This is a genomic window from Janthinobacterium sp. 78 (assembly GCF_003096775.1).
Taxonomy (GTDB): Bacteria; Pseudomonadota; Gammaproteobacteria; order Burkholderiales; family Burkholderiaceae_D; genus Janthinobacterium; species Janthinobacterium tructae.
The window spans coordinates 209,280-225,518 of sequence record NZ_QENT01000001.1 but is presented as its reverse complement, the minus strand read 5'-3'; the positions used below and the strand labels follow the sequence as shown (position 1 = coordinate 225,518).

Sequence of the window (16,239 nt, the reverse complement as noted above, 5' to 3'; positions counted from 1 at the left end):
GATTTCCCTGGACAATGACACGAATCCACCGCCGCACCGCAACAGGCAACGCCCTGGCCCTGTCCGCCTGCTTGCTGATGACATTGATGACATTCGTGCGACCGGCTGCCAGTGCATCCGGCAATGACGCCGGCACGCAGGCCACCGTGCGCTTCGACTTGCCCGCCCAGCCGCTCGATGCGGCGCTGGTGGCGTTTGGCGAAGTGACCGGGTATTCCGTGCTCGTCAGCAGCCAGCTGGCGGCGGGCAGAGTGGCCGCGCCCGTGCGCGGCGACTACACGCCGGCCGAGGCGCTGCAGCGCTTGCTGGCCGGTACGCAGCTGGGCGCACGCTTCAGCGGCAGCAATGCCTTCACCTTGCTGGCGCTGGCCGACGCCCCCGTGGCACCGGCACCCGTGCCGGCCGAGGCGGTCCCCGCCGCGCCACCGTTGCAGGGCTATGCGGCCATCCTGCAGCGCTCGCTCACGCGCGCCCTGTGCCGGCTGCATCCGGACGCCTTCGGCCGCTACCGGCTGGCCTTCCAGCTGTGGCTCGACGAGCGGGGCAAGGTGCGCGCCGTGCACGTGCTGGAAGGGAGCGGCGTGGTGCAGCGCGACCGTGCCGTGCTGCAGCGCCTGCGCAGCCTGCTGATGGATGGCGCGCCGCCGGCGGGCTTGCCGCAGCCGCTGACGATCCTGTTGACGCCGCGGCCCGACCCGGACACCGACTGCGCGCCGTATCTGCACCTGGCCGTGGCACCCTGAGCATGTCGGAATTACTCAAAACCACCTTGCGCAAGCTGTTCCTGGAACGCTACGGACAGTTTCGCCGCCACCTGCAGCGCCGCCTGGGCTCGGAAGACCTGGCCAATGACGCGCTGCATGAAACGTATCTGCGGGTGGAACGGATGAATGCGCCCGAGGCGATCAGCTATCCGTCCGCCTATCTGATGCGTATCGCCATCAACATTGCGGAAGATCAACGCCGCGACAATGCGCGCCTGCTCAGCCTGCCCGATATCGACGACTTGTACGAGATGGCCGATGAATTGGCCGACCCGGCCCGCACCTTCAGCGCGCGCGCCGAACTGGAAGAACTGGAGCGGGCCTTGCAGGAGTTGCCGAAACGCCGGCGCGCCATCGTCATCGCTGCCCGCGTCGACCAGTTGCCGCACCGCGACATCGCCGAGCGCTTTGGCATTTCCGCCCGCACGGTAGAGAAAGAATTGCGCGCCGGCCTCGAACATTGTTGTGAGCGCATGGGACGCGATTTCATTCAGCGCTTCGGTCCCGGCGCGGGAAAAACGTCTAAACATCATGATTGAACAAGCGGAAGACGACATGAGTGTCATCCAGAAGGAAGCGCAGGCGTGGGTCGTGCGCCTGGCCTCGGGCCAGGTCAGCGAGCGCGATGCGCAAGTGTTTCGCCACTGGTGCGCGCGCAGCCGCAAGCATGCCAACGCCTTTGCCGAGGCGCGTGCCGTGTGGGGCGCGATGGCGCCGGCCGCGCGCGCCGTCAAGCGGGCGCAGCGGCCCGTGAACACGGCGCGGCGCGCCTGGCTCGGTGGCGCCGTGGCCGCCTCGCTGGGTTTACTGGTGCTGCGTCCACCGACAGACTTGTGGCCGGCCGTGGCGGGTCTTGCCGCCGATTACGCCACGGGCACGGGCGAGCAGCGCGCAGTGGCGCTCGACGGCGGCGTGCTGGTGCAGATGAATACGCAGACGCGCCTCGATGCGGCGCCGCTGCAGGACGGCGCCGCGGCGCTGGTGCTGCTGGCGGGCGAAGCGGAATTCCAGGCTGGCTTGCGCGGCCCGGCGCGCGTGCGCGTGCAGGCGGGCGACGGCATAGTGTCGGCCGGCAGCGCGCGCTTCAATATCCGCCTGTTCGGCCAGGAAGTGTGCGTGACGTGCCTGGCTGGCCGCCTGCGCGTGGCGCAGGCCGGCAACGATGCGGAGCTGGCGGCCGGCCAGCAGCTGCGCTACCGGCCCGAGCATTTCGGCATCGCCCGCGCGGTGGCAAAAAGCGACGTCAGCGCGTGGCGCCAGCGCCTGCTGGTGTTCAAGCAAAGCACCCTGGCCGAGGTGGTGGACGAAGTGAACCGCTACCGTCCCGGCAAGCTGATCCTCAATGGCGACGCCTTGAAACAGACGCGCGTGCAAGCGAGCTTTTCGCTCGACCGTCTCGACGACGTGATCGCCCTGATCCAGGATGCGTATGGCGCGCGGGTGACGCGGCTGCCGGGCGGCATCGTGCTGTTCGGCTGAGCCCCGCCTTGGAGTTCCGCCTTGGCGCGCCAAGGCGGTGCGCCAATTATGACATTTTCATGACCTTTTGCAGTCCCGGACCTTGTTCCCTGTCAATGCTGCTGGAAGCCGCGAATCAGTGCCTGCCGCCCGCCCCGTGCGTGCCGCGTGCCCTTTCGCGATATCGGTCAGCAACGGAACATGAAAAGGGAATGTCGCCATGCAGCGAAGCAAGTCGGTCACGAAACACGCATCCTCCTCCGCCATGGCGGGCAACCGGACCGGGCGCCCGGTGCGCTTGAAACCGCTGGCGCTGGCCATCGCCCTGCTGCTGCAGGCCGGTGGCGCGCAGGCGCAGCAGCCGTTCAGCGGCGCCTGGTTTGCCGGCAAGGGTGCGCAGCAGGGCACGGCTTCTGCCACGGGACGCTTGCCGAATGGCCAGCCGGCAACCTCGCTGAACAATCCCCTGTTGCAGCAGCAGAAGGCCGAAGGCAAGCTGCAGCAATCGCTGAACAACTTGCTGCTGGCCGCGCGCGGCATCGCCGCCGAGCAGGCGGTGCAGGCGGCTGCGCGCCAGGCCGCGCTGGCGGCGGGCGGCGCCCCCGATGGCCTGGCCAAGGGCGGCTTGCAGGTCGACACTAACAGCCTGACGGCCGGCTGGCTCAATGCCCAGGGCCCCGTGCAGAGCCAGGCCGACGGCAAGACCGTCGTGAAGGTCGTGCAGACGGATGACAAGGCGATTTTGAACTGGGAAAGCTTTAACGTCGGCAAAAACACCACCGTGCAGTTCGACCAAAAATCGAACTGGTCCGTATTGAACCGCGTGAATGATCCGCTGGCACGCCCCAGCCAGATCCAGGGCCAGATCAAGGCCGACGGCACGGTGATGATCGTCAACCGCAACGGCATCGTGTTTACAGGCAGCAGCCAGGTCGATACGCGTAACCTGGCGGCCGCCGCCATGGGCATGAGCGACAGTCAGTTCAAGAGCGGCCTGTACGGCAAGGCGCAGGGCGCGGGCGCCGTGCCGACGTTCGCGAATGATTTATTGCTGGGCCAGAATACCTTTACGCATGGCAAGGCCGAGGCCGACGTCGTCGTCGCCGCCGGCGCGCGCATCGACACGCGCAAGCCGCAGACGGTGACGGAAGGCGGCGGCTATGTGCTGCTGGCCGGCCGTAGCGTCGACAATGCGGGCGCCATCACCACGCCGAATGGCCAGACCACCCTGGCCGCTGGCGACGCCATCGTCGTGCGCCCTGGCCAGGGCACGGACAAGAACCAGTATTCGAGCACGCGCGGCAATGAAGTCGAGATGCTGCGCACGGCCGGCAGCGGCGCCGGTGCCGTCGTCAACCGCGGCTTGATCCAGTCGGCCGGCGGCGACATCACGCTGAGCGGCAACACGCTGCGCCAGGACGGCATGCTGCTGTCGAGTACCTCCGTCAACGGACGCGGCGCCATCCACCTGTCGGCGGCGGGCGAGAACGCCGGCGTCACCATGGGACGCCGCAGCGTCAGCGCCATTTTTATCGACGACAACGGCGCTACGGCGCTCGACGTACAGCGCGACACCTTGCTGAAAGATATGGGCAAGGGCACGGACACGCCGCTGGACCGGCGCGACCAGTCGCTGGTGCGCATCGTTTCGGCCGGCAACGTGGAATTCGAAGGCGATTCGCTGACCCTGGCCACGGGCGGCCAGGTGCTGGTCGACGCGGCCCGCCGCAGCCACGTGGCGCGCGACGCCGCCATCGACGTCTCCGGCGCCGTCGGCGTGAAGGTCGACATGAGCAGCAACAATGTGCTGATCAACGTGCAGGGCAACGAACAGCGCGACGCACCCGGCAGCCGCGACGCGAAATACCTGAACAACAGTGACGTGTGGGTCGACCGCCGCGACCTGGTGCTGGTGCCGGCCGGCACGAATGGCTACGCCACGGACCGCTGGTACACGGCCGGCGGCTTGCTGGAAGTGAGCGGCTACCTCAATACCAGCGGCCACGGCATCGGCGAGTGGGCGGCCCAGGGCGGCACCGTCGGCTTTGGCGGCGGCGAAGTGGTGACGCAGGCCGGTTCGCGCATCAATATCGCCGGCGGCTCGCTGGACGTACAGACGGGCATGGTCAGGCAGACGTGGCTGAAAGGTGCCGACGGCGCGATGGTCAAGCTCAGCACTGCCCCCGGCGACAATCTGTACACGGGCTTGTACCGCGGCTATGAAAGCACGCATGCGCGCTGGGGCGCGAACACGACGGAAACGTACGCGAATGCCTTGATCGGTCCGCGCGAGCGCCTGGAAAACGGTTACACGGTGGGCCGCGATGCGGGCCGCCTGATCGTTTCCACGGGCGCGGCCGTGCTGGAAGGCGATATCGACACGTCCGTGTTCCAGGGCGAGCGCCAGCAGCGCAAGCGCGATGAAGGAATGGATAGCTACAAACAGGGGCAGACGTCGGCGGCGCGCGCCGGTCAATTAATCGTCGGAAAAATGACGCCCGTCTTCGATACGAAGACGGGTCAGCTGCGCGACAGCGCGCAAGCCGTGCTGGAAAAAGTCGAGATCGGCAAAGTGGCGCCCATCGCCGATGGCCAGCTGCTCAGTGACGCCTTGCCGGCCGCGCGCAGCAAGACCCTGCAGCTCGATGCGGACTGGCTCAATGGCCTGGAACTGGGCGCCCTGAATATCTACGCCTATGACAAGCTCGACGTCAACGCCGACGTGCGCGTGGCTGATGGCGGCGACATCGCCCTGCACGCCACCGACGTGGCCATCAAGGCGAACGTGAGCGCGCGCGGCGGCAGCATCGCCGCCGGTGACATCATCTCGCGCTATCTGGCGAATGCGGGTGCGGTATGGGTCGAAGGCAAGCTGGTGCCGGACAACCGTCCCACGGGAACGGCCGGCGTGCGCGTGGCGCCCGGCGTGCGCCTCGATGCGCGCGGCCTGTGGAGCAACCTGGAACTCGATCCGGGCGCGGTCGCCGGCTTGCCATATGTGAATGGCGGCAAGGTCACCTTGAAAAGCTCGGGCGGCATCGAGCTGGCCGGTGGCAGCGTCATCGACGTCTCGTCCGGCGCGGCCCTGATGAGCAATGGCAGGCTGCAGGGCGGGCGCGGCGGCGACATCACCCTGGCGGTCGATCTGCCGACGGAGAAAGCGTCGACGGGCGCCTTGCTCAAGCTTGACGGCGAGTTGCGTGGCCATGGCGTGAAGGGCGGCGGGCGCCTGGTGATCGACAGCGGCACGGCCGTCAGCATCGGCGGCAAGCTGCAGGCTGGCGACGTGCTGCCAGCGGGGAGCAGCGCCCCCGTCGGCCTGCGCCTGAGCGATGAATTTTTGATTGCCAAGGGCGAGAAGGTCCCCTTTGATTTCGCCATCATCACCAGCCTGATCAAGCCGGGCGAGACCCTGGCCAAGCCCGTGACGGCGGATGTGTCGATGCAGAAACCGCTGGTGCTGGGGGCCGACTTGCTGGTGCCGCAGGGCGCGAGCTTCTTCATCAACGGCACGGCGTATGTCTGGGGCGGTTCCATCGTTCCCGCCGGCAGCGTGGTAACGGCCATCAACGGTCTCAATGCGGGATTCGTGGTCTCGGCGGCGGTTTTTCCGAACGGCTTGCCGATTCAGCCAGTGACGACGCAGTATGCGGCTGGCAGCGTCGCCACCGACGACGTGCGCGCGCCGCGCGGCATGCTGCTGCCGGCTGGCATGGTGCTGGGACGCGATGTTGCCGTCCAGCCCATGCTGGCGCTGGGCGCGAGCCTGTTCCAGAGCGGGTTTGCCGACTACGCCATCACGGGCCGCGATGGCGTCGTGGTGGTCAAGGATGCGCAGATCGATGTCGCGATGCCCGTGCTGCGTTTCAATCCCGCCACGGGCCACACGGTGGCGGGCGGTACCGATCCGGCTGCAGCGCTGGAACTGTGGACGCCACAGCTGTACCAGGAAGATGCGCGCAAGGCCCGTCTGACGCAGCGCGCCGGCGCCAACCTGTCGCTGACGGCCGGCAGCCCGCACGTGAAGGGGGATCTGGCGGTGGCGCAGGGCGCCGTCGTCACGGTCGATCCGGGCCGTCAGATCAGCCTGACGGGCAATGGCCAGATGACCATCGATGGCCGCCTCGACGCCTGGGGCGGCAAGATCGCCGTACTGCCCGGCACGTTGGGTACGGGCAGCGATGTGGACGTACCGAACGGCAAGGGGCAAGCCACGTCGATCTGGATCGGCGAACACGCCGTGCTCGACGTCGCCGGCCGCGCCACGGTCGCCACCGACGCGCGCGGCGGGCGCTATGGCCGTGCCGACCAGGGCGGCAGCATCGAGATCGGCGCCCGCTACAAGGCCGACGCCGCCAGCGTCGACGCGGCCGATGCCTTTGTCGTCGTGCGTCCTGGCGCGCGGCTCGACGCCAGCGGCGCGCAAGCCACGCTGGACTTGCCGAACCAGGGCGCCGTCAACGTGGCAGGCAACGGCGGCTTGATTTCGCTCAGCTCGTATAACGGCATCTTTGCCGACGGCACCCTGCGCGCCGCGGCCGGTGGCGCCGGTGCGGCCGGCGGCACCCTGGCGCTGGCGCTGGATACGCCCAATTATGGCAAGGTCAACCGCCACAACTTGCAAGGCGACAACGTGGACAACGCGGTGCGCGTGCCGCGCGAAATGCAGCTGGCGCAGGTGCAGGGCGAGAGCGCCTTGCCCGACGACTTGCGCGCCGGCCAGCAGGATGCGGCGCTGCGCTACGGCAGCGCGCGCCTGGGCGCCGACCGCGTGCAGGCGGGCGGCTTCGACAACCTGGCCCTGCATGTGAACGGCATGCTCAGTGTTGACGGCGACGTCAAGCTGTCGCTGGGCCAGAGCCTGCGCCTGAGCGCCACCTCGCTGGGGCTGGCGCAGCAGCCGCCGCAGCCGGATGCCGATGGCCAGGACAAGGCGAGCCGCCTTGCCAGCCAGGTGCATCTGGCGGCGCCGTATGTGCGCCTGGGTACGGCCGTGCGTGCGCAGAAGGACGATTACATCGTGCCCAATGCCGTGAAAGGCTCGAAGAATCTGGGCAAGGGACGCGGCATGCTGGGCGTGCCGCTGGTGGCCGACGGTTCCCTGCTGCAGATCGATGCGGGCATGCTCGATATCGCGGGCGAGGTCAACATGGGTACGCGCGGCACCATTGCGCAGAGCAGCGGCGCCGACCTGGTGGTCGAGCGCGACGCCTTCGAGCAGCTGACCCTGAACAGCCGTGGCGACATGCGCCTGTCGAACAGCGCCGCCCTGTACCAGCCCGGCAATGCCACCCTGGTCGCCGCGCAAATCTACCCGGCCACGGGCGACAGCGGCATGGTCACCGTGGGCCAGCAGAGCGGCATCGACGAATACGGCAATATGCGCGTCACGCTCGATCCGCTGCGCACGCTCAATATCGGGCGCAGCGGCGACGGCGCCACGCCAAACCAGCCGTTCTCCGTGTTCGGTACCCTGAGCCTGGTTGCGCCCACCATCAACCAGCACGGCGTGCTGCGCGCGCCTCTGGGCCAGATCACCCTGGGCGCCGAAGGCTATGAAGCCTACACGGGCCATGTCAAGCTGTTGCCTGGCAGCCTGACCTCGGTCAGCGCGAAAGGCTTGACGATGCCGTACGGCGGCACGCTCGATGGCTTGAGCTATCTGTATGACGGCAACGATGTCGTCTTCAAGGGCGTGGGCAATGGCCCCGAGATCGCCTTGACGGGCGCCGCCATCGACGTGCAGGCCGGCGCCGTGCTCGACATGTCGGGCGGCGGCACCTTGACGGGCGCGGCCTTCCTGGCCGGACGCGGCGGGTCCACCGACGCGCGCCTCAATCCGCTGGTGCAGATGAAGCCGAATGGCGGCTTTACCTTGCCCGGCCTGAATACCAACCCTGTGTACGCCATCATTCCCGGCGTACAGCCTGACGTGGCGCCTTTGATGGCCGAGCAAGGCGCGGGCCAGCCCGCCGTGGGACGCCAGATCACCATAGCGGCGGGCGTGCCCGGCCTGGCGGCCGGCACCTATACCCTGCTGCCGTCGAATTTCGCCCTGCTGCCCGGTGCTTTCCGCGTGGAACTGAATGGCCTGGCCGGTGCCGTCGAGACGGGCGGCACGATCGCCATGCGCAACGGCTCGTTTGCCACCGCGGCGCAGACGGGTGTGGCGGGCACGGCGATCCGCGACGTGGTGGCGCAACAAGCCATCCTGACGCCGGCCGACGTGCTGCGCAGCTATTCGCAATACAATGAAACGGGCTATGCCGCCTTCGCCGTGGCGCAAGCCACGCGCGACGGCGTGCCGCGCGCCGCGCTCGAGCGCGACGCCAAGGGCGTGCGGGTGCAGCTGACCGCCCCGTCCCTGCACAGCGTCGAGAATAACCATACGCCCTTGATGATGGATGGCAGCGCCCTGTACGCGCCGGCCGAGGGCGGCTTCGGCGGCTCTCTGCTGCTGGGCTCGGGCAACCATGCGTCGACGCGCTACGAAGTGCTGGCCGACGGCACGGCGCCGCTGGCCGATTTCAATGGCGTCTCCGTGCATGCGTCGCAGATGAATGCCTTCGGCGCCCAGCGCGTGGGCATCGGCGGCTTGCCGCGCGTGAACTACAGCGAATTTGGCACGGGCAGCAACCAGCGCGCCAATATCGCCGCCATCAAGGAATCGGCGGGCGGCATCGTGCTGCGCGACGGCGCCGTGCTGAAGGCAGCCGAAGTGTTTCTGGTGACGGCGAGAAAAGACGACGGCATCATCCTGGAACAGGGCTCCGGCATCAATACGCTGGGCCGCGGCAAGGCCGCCTGGGATTCCCGCGACGGCTATGTGTACGAGCCCATGGGCAGCGTGCTGGCCGTCTCGAATGGCTGGCTGGACATGCTGCCGGCCGCGGCGCCGTCGTCCGAATCGTATGGCCCCGGCATCATCGATATCGGCGCCTGCCAGAAGGCGGGCGGCGCCTGCAGCGGCAGCACCTCGCTGTATTCCGAGGGCACCATCGCGGCCGTGACGGAGCGCGCGTTTACCCTGCGCGACAACGTGCGCTACGGCACGCGCAACCTGGTGCTGGCGATGGGGGCGATCAATGTCGGCAGCGAGGCGTCCCTGGCGGCCGCCAGCGCCCGCAGCGCCCTGCCCGATGGCCTGGCGCTGAACCAGGGCGTGCTCGACCGCCTGCTGCACGGCGACACCAGCACGGGCGCACCGGCGCTGGAAAGCCTGGGTTTGACGGCGCGCAATTCCTTCAACTTCTATGATTCGTCGCAACTGTCGACCATCGACGCGGCCACGGGCAAATCCTCGCTGTCGCGCCTGGTGCTCAATACGCCGGCCATCTACGGCTATGGCGGCACGGACGCGCTGGCGCGCATCCACACGGACACCCTCGTGTGGCAGGGCGCGACGAATGCGCCCGGCGCCGTCGTCGCGGCTGGCCCCGGCACGGGCAGCGGCCGTTTGCAGGTCGATGCCAGGCGCATCGAGTTCGGCTTCACGCCGGACAGCCGTCCCGACACCATCCATAACCTCGACCGTTTGATGCTGGGCTTCGGCCAGGTGGCGCTCAATGCCAGCGAACAGCTGACGGCCAACAACAAGGGCAGCCTGTCCGTCTACCAGTCGCAAAGCGCGTGGGATACGGCCACCAATGGCTACCGTTACAGCGGCGGCGATTTGCTGATCAACACGCCGCTGTTGACGGGCGCGGCCGGTTCCGTCAACCGCATCACGGCGGGCGGCGACCTCAAGGTGAGCGCACCGGCCGGCGCGGCCGCCACCACGCCGGCGAATGCGGCGCTGGCCGGCGCCCTGGGCGCCGAAGTGGCGCTCAGCGGCAACAGCGTCAGCGTCGATACCTCGGTGGTCTTGCCGAGTGGAAAATTGACCCTGTCGGCCGAGCGCGATGTATTGCTGGGCGACAAGGCCAAGCTGGACCTGGCGGGCCGCAAGATCGATTTCTACGACACCAGCAAGTACAGCTGGGGCGGCGACGTGATCCTCGACAGCCGCGCAGGCGATGTGCGCCAGGCGGCCGCTTCCGTGATCGACGTGTCGGCCGTGAACAACCGCGCCGGCAAGCTGAGCGTGGTTGCCACGGGCGACGCGGCGGGCACGGCCGACTTGCGCGGCGCCCTGCTGGGCGGCGCCAGCGGCCATTATGACGCGGGCGGCACCCAGGTGCCGTACGCGGCCGGCGGCCTGGAGTTGCGCGCCCAGCATGTCGGCGACTTCGCCGGCCTGAACCAGCGCCTGAACACGGGCAAGGTATACGGCAGCCGCAGCTTCCAGCTCAGACAGGGGAATCTGACCATCGGCGACGAGCTCAAGGCGCGCGAAGTGAGCGTGTCCGTCGACGGCGGCAGCTTGACGGTGAGCGGCCGCATCGACGCCAGCGGCGAGCAGGTGGGCAGCATCCGCCTGGCCGGCCGCGACGGCGTCACCATCGAGTCCGGTGCCGTGCTCGACGCGCATGGCACGCTGCTGCGCACGGACAGCTACGGCCAGGTGATCGAGGCGCCGAACCGCGCCGTGATCGAACTGGCTGCGCCTGGCGGCCGCCTGAGCCTGGAAAACGGCGCGCGTTTCGACCTGCGCAGCGGAGACAAGGGTGGCAACTATGGCAGCATCGACCTGAACGCGCGCCGCCTGGGCGGCGCCACGGGCGACGATATCGATATCGACGCGGCCGGCGCGCTGAACATCACCGGCGCGCGCAACATCAACGTCAACGCTTTCTGGCAATACAAGGATGCCCCGGCCGGCACGGGCAAGGATGCGGATGGCCGCAGCTACCAGAGCATCAGCCAGGCTTACCTGAACGAGAAGCACGCGGACAGCCAGGCCTTCATGGCCCACGCGCTGGCGAACGGCAACTTGATGGACAACAAGCTGCGCGGCTTGCGCGGCGACGCCAACGCTTTTCACCTGCGCCCCGGCGTCGAGATCGTCAGCGCCACGCCGGGCGGCGATCTGCATGTCGATGGCGATATCGACCTGTCCGGCCACCGCTATGACGGCGTCAATCCGCTGGCGCGCCTGAGCAGTGTGTACGGCTCGGGCGAGGCCGGTGCGCTGGTGCTGCGCGCCGGCGGCAAGCTCAGCGTCTTTGGCAGCATCACCGATGGTTTCGATACCAGCGCCCTGCCAGTCACGGTCGATGACAAGGGCTGGCAGCTGGTGAAAGGCCGGCTGCCGTGGGGCGGCGAGGTGGTCGTCCCCGCCGCGAACTTGGTGACCCTGGCCGAGGACACGTATTTCAAATCGGGCACGAGCGTCAATTTCGCCGTGCCGATGAAAGCCATGGAGTTGCGCAGCGGTACCTTGCTGGCGGCGCGCGCCACCTTGACGGCGGAGTTGAATCTGCCTGCAGGCAGCGTGCTGGGCGGCGCCGTGCGCAATGCCGACGGCAGCGTGCTGTACGCGGCCGGCACGGTCTTGCCCAAGGCGCTGACCTTGTCGAGCGGCATGCAGCTCGATGCCGGCCTGCGCCTGCCTGGCGCGGCCAGGGTGGCGGCCTTGCTGTGGCCGGCGAACGTGGCCCTGCCTTTCCCCGAAGGCCGGCCGTGGGATGTGGCCGATAGCACGAATGCCGTCAATGGCGTGGTGCTGGCCTCGGCGCTGGCGCTGGACAAGGGCAGCGTGCTGCCTGCCGGCACCTTGGTCAGGCTGCCGGGCGACGCGGCGATGGTAGCGCTGCGCCCGGCGGACAGCGATGGCAACCAGGGCCGCAACCTGGCGCTGGCGCCCATGCTGGCCCAGGGTTCGCAAGCGTGGTCGCTGCGCCTGGTGGGCGGCGCCGATACGGCGGCGGCCGACACGCGCGCGCTGCGCCCGCATGCGCAGGACGCCCATCTGATGCTGGCCGATGCGCATTACGGCATGGCCAATGCCCGCGAGCTGGTTCCAGGCACCGGCTTGCCCGCACAGTATGTATGGGGCGACGATGCCGGCCTGTTTGGCGAGATACCGGGCATGCCGATCGACCTGGCCAACTTTGCCAGTGAAGAAGTGCTGCTTGGCTTCAATGAATATGGCGCAATCGTGGTCAAGATTGCCGATGGCACTGCGCCTCAATACGTGTACGTGACCGCGCCGGCGCGCCAGCCCCTGTTCAGCGTGCTGCGCACGGGCGCGGGCGACCTCGATTTGCTCGCTGCGGGCGACTTCGACATGCGTTCGCTGTATGGCGTCTACACGGCGGGCACGCAGTCGGCCTCGCCGCTGGTCGGCGGCAAGGACCTGTTCAATCTGCCGCGCGCGCAGACCGTCAAGGGCCGGCTGCTGGGGGCGGACGGCGATGCCTTCATCCCGTTCATCGACGGCGGCAGCCAGAGCCTGTACCGGGCCTGGTATCCCGAACATGGCGGCAACCTGCTGCTGCGCGCCCAGGGCAACGTCACGGGCGACACGCTGGCCGCTTCCATCAGCCGGCGCGAAGACGCCATCGGCTGGCTGCGTCCACAGCAGGACAGCAGCGACATCGGCACCTGGCTGTGGCGCCAGGGCAGCGGCAGCACCGGCGGCGGCGTGCCGACGGCATGGTGGATCAACTTCGGCACCTATATTCCGGGCACCGAAGGGGCGGACCTGTATTCGGGCATGCCTTTCCTGTCGGGCTTTACGGGCATCGGCACCCTCGGTGGCGGCAATCTGCTGCTGCAGGCAGGCGGCGACGCCGGCATGCTGGCCTCGCGCGCCGATCCGGGCGGCGAGTTCGCGCCGCGCAGCCAGGGCCTGAATGTGGCCGTGGGCAGCACGGGCAGGGTGACGCCGGACGGCAAACTGCTGCTGACGGGCGGCGGCGATCTCGATATCCGCATCGGCGGCGGGCTGAACCCCGTGGCCGAGGTGCGCAGCTTCGACACCAATAGCGACTGGCCGAACCCGAACACGCGTTTCGAACGCCAGCTGCCTGGCCTGAACAGCACGCTCACCAACCTGCGCGGCGCGCTGCGCCTGGAGGCGGGCGCCGTGGGCGGCATCGAATTGCGCTTCGACCGCGCCGATCCGAAGGAATCGCGGCCGTATGAAACCTACACGGCGGGCACGGCGATCGCCAGCGGCGGGCCTATCCTGGTGCCGGGCGACAGCGGCGTGCGCATCGATGCGCGCGGCGACGTGGTGCTGGGCGGCGTGGCCGATGCGGGCCGCGTGAAGCAGCTGGCCAACGGCACGCCGTTCAGCTACCAGGGCGTGGAGCGCAAGGGAGAGGGCTGGAGCTGGTTCTCGCTGTGGACGCCGGCCACGGCCATCGACCTGTTCAGCGCGGGCGGCAACCTGACGCCCACCTCGTCCTGGATCAATGCGACGGCCGGCGACAACCACGCGCCGACGGACGGGCGCTTCGTCATGCCGTCCGTGCTGCGCGCCGTGGCCGCCAGCGGCAGCTTGTACTACGGCAATGCCAGCCTGGGCAGGCTGGGTGATGGCGGCAAGGTTGACATGCCGCAAAACGGCGTGATCCTGGCGCCGTCGCCGGTGGCGCAGCAGTTTGTCAGGACGGGCACGGGCCAGCTGGAAATGCTGGCCGCCGACTCCATCCATGCGGCCGGCTATCCGATCACGCAATCGGGCGCCGATCCGCGACTCTTGCCGAGCCCGTTCAATCCCGGTTTCGTCGGCGCCCTGGGCCCGGTGTGGTTCGGCCACTTGCCGCTGCATAACGTCAGCCAGGAGGCGCTGGCGCCTTCAGCGTTGAAATTGCTGGGGGCGACCAGCAACGGCGCCAGCGGTGAGCAGCAGACTTATCCGCTGTTCAGCATGACCCCGCCGACGGTCTCCGATTATGTGCCGGCGGGCCAGGTGCCCGCGCACTTCTATGCCAACAGCGGCGACATTGTGGGCTTGCGCACGGGCGGCATCGTGTACCGGGGAACACTGAAGGGCGAAACGGGCCCGCTGGGCCTGTGGTACGAAGGCGGTGGCGCCGTGGCCGTGCGCGCCGGGCGCGACATCGTCAATTCCGGCACGCCGCTCGGCAGTGTCGAGTACGTGCCGGACGGCGCGGCCGGATGGACCGGCCAGCCCTTCGCCAACAGTCCCGAGCTGCCGGAAAAGCCGGTCGTCTTCGCCAGCTCGTCGGCGCGCGGCAACCTGTTCGTGCACCGCCATGCCGATGACGTTTCCGTCGTCAGCGCCGGGCGCGATATCCGCTACAGCACCTTCTATGTGGCGGGGCCGGGCCAGCTGAACGTGAGCGCCGGGCGCGACCTGTACATGGCCGACAAGGCGGAATTGCGCAGCATCGGTTCGATCGTCGGCAGCGGTCTCGGCGAACGCGGCAATGGCGCCGGCATCAGCGTGGCCGCCGGCGTGGGCCGCAACGGTCCCGACTATGCGGCTTTCGCGGCGCGCTACCTGGATCCGGCCAAGCTGGCCGACCCGGGCCGGCCGCTGGCCGACCAGGCTGGCAGCGCCGTGTACGTCTACGGCGGCAAGCTGACCCTGGCCGACTGGCTGCGCGGCCAGTTCGCCTACAGCGGCGACGAGGCGGGCGCGTCCGCCTTCCTTGGCACGAAGCAGGCGGAGCTGGAGAAGGCCGGCCAGGCCACGGGCGGCGTGCGGCGCGACCTGGCGCGCGAATACGCGCAGGTCAGCCAGTTGCACCTGGTGAACTGGCTGACGACGCGCTTTGGCGGCGACAGCGGCCTGGGCATCCGCTACGACCCGGCCACCGATGCGCGCAGCTTCTTTGCGGCCTTGCCGAAGGAACAGCAGCAGGTATACCTGAGCAATGTCTACTTTGCCGAACTGAAGGCGGCCGGGCGCGAGTACAACGATCCGGACGGCATGCGCCGCGGCAGCTACCTGCGCGGCCGGGAAGCCATCGCCACCCTGTTCCCGGCGCAGGACAAGGCGGGCCAGAAGATCGAGTACCAGGGCGACCTGACGATGTTCAGCAGCGCGCTGTACACGGTCAACGGATACGGCGGCGTGTACACCAAGCGGCCCGTTGCGGGCGTGCGCTACCTGAGTCCGCAGGAATGGGCCGAGGCCGGCCGCCCCGACTACAACGTGCCTTACGTGACCGTCAACGATGCGGGCATCCATACGGATGTGGGCGGCGATATCGGCATCACCGTGCCGGGCGGGCGCGCGCTGATCGGCGTCGACGGCGGCTATGCGCCGGGCGAAGGCTCGGGCGTGCTGACGCAGGGTGCGGGCGAGATCCAGATGTATGCGAAAGACAGCATCCTGCTGGGCCAGAGCCGCATCTTCACCACCTTCGGCGGCAACATCCTGGCCTGGTCGGCCACCGGCGACATCAATGCGGGCCGTGGCACCAAGTCCACCGTCGTCTACACGCCGCAGCGCCGCGCGTACGACAGCATCGGCCTGGTCAGCCTGTCGCCAAGCACGCCGGCCACCGGCGCCGGCATCGCCACCCTGAATCCGATCCCGGAGGTGCCGCCTGGCGACATCGACCTGATCGCCCCGCTGGGCAGCATCGATGCGGGCGAGGCGGGCATCCGCGTCTCGGGCAACGTCAACCTGGCCGCGCTCCAGGTGGTGAACGCGGAAAACATCCAGGTGCAGGGCAAGTCGACGGGCATGCCGGTCATTGCCGCAGTGAACGTGGGTGCGCTCAGTAATGCCAGCGCGGCCGCTTCGCAAGCCGTGACGGCGGCGCAGGACGTGCTGCAGCGCGAACGGGCCGCCACGCGCCAGGCGCAGCCTTCGCTGTTCACCGTGAAGGTGCTGGGCTTTGGCAACGAGCAGGCGGACGAGGGCAGTGTCGGCAAGCACCAGGGCGGTGAGCCGCAGGCGTCGAACTACCAGCCGGCCGGCGTGGTGCAGGTGCTGGGCGCGGGACCGTTGACGGCGCCGCAGCTGCAGGCGCTCACGCCAAACGAGCGTCGCGGCTTGCAGCCGTAAGCGCAGTCCGGGCTTGACGGGAGGCCTTTCCGGCCGCGGCGCCAAGGTCGCGGCTGGAGTTTTATGAACATTTGATGACAAACGTCAGTTCGTGCATGCGGCGTTCGTCTAGGTACTGTCTTGCCGAGCATAGCGTTCGGCGCC

General features: G+C 68.5%; 4 protein-coding genes. All 4 read left to right on the top strand.

Features of this window, described 5'->3' with window-relative positions:
* Nucleotides 1-14 precede the first annotated feature (14 nt).
* Entirely contained in the window at nucleotides 15-743 is a 729-nt protein-coding gene (locus C8C92_RS00910; protein ID WP_116742776.1) for a secretin and TonB N-terminal domain-containing protein, read from the top strand.
* 2 nt (nucleotides 744-745) lie between these two features.
* Nucleotides 746-1,303 (top strand): RNA polymerase sigma factor, encoded by a 558-nt coding sequence (locus tag C8C92_RS00905; RefSeq protein ID WP_071074977.1) that lies wholly within the window; start codon nucleotides 746-748, stop codon nucleotides 1,301-1,303.
* A 16-nt stretch (nucleotides 1,304-1,319) separates the two neighbouring features.
* The gene (locus C8C92_RS00900; RefSeq protein WP_165829230.1) at nucleotides 1,320-2,243 is read left to right on the top strand and encodes a FecR domain-containing protein; all 924 of its coding nucleotides are present in this window, start codon (nucleotides 1,320-1,322) and stop codon (nucleotides 2,241-2,243) included.
* 199 nt (nucleotides 2,244-2,442) lie between these two features.
* Nucleotides 2,443-16,095, top strand: a complete 13,653-nt coding sequence (locus tag C8C92_RS00895; protein WP_116742774.1) for a filamentous haemagglutinin family protein — start codon at nucleotides 2,443-2,445, stop codon at nucleotides 16,093-16,095.
* Nucleotides 16,096-16,239 lie beyond the last annotated feature (144 nt).

Excerpts from the sequence above, each read along its gene's own strand:
- C8C92_RS00905 (WP_071074977.1), top strand. The coding sequence starts at position 746 with ATGTCGGAATTACTCAAAACCACCTTGCGCAAGCTGTTCCTGGAACGC.
- C8C92_RS00910 (WP_116742776.1), top strand. The coding sequence starts at position 15 with ATGACACGAATCCACCGCCGCACCGCAACAGGCAACGCCCTGGCCCTG.
- C8C92_RS00895 (WP_116742774.1), top strand. The coding sequence starts at position 2,443 with ATGCAGCGAAGCAAGTCGGTCACGAAACACGCATCCTCCTCCGCCATG.
- C8C92_RS00900 (WP_165829230.1), top strand. The coding sequence starts at position 1,320 with ATGAGTGTCATCCAGAAGGAAGCGCAGGCGTGGGTCGTGCGCCTGGCC.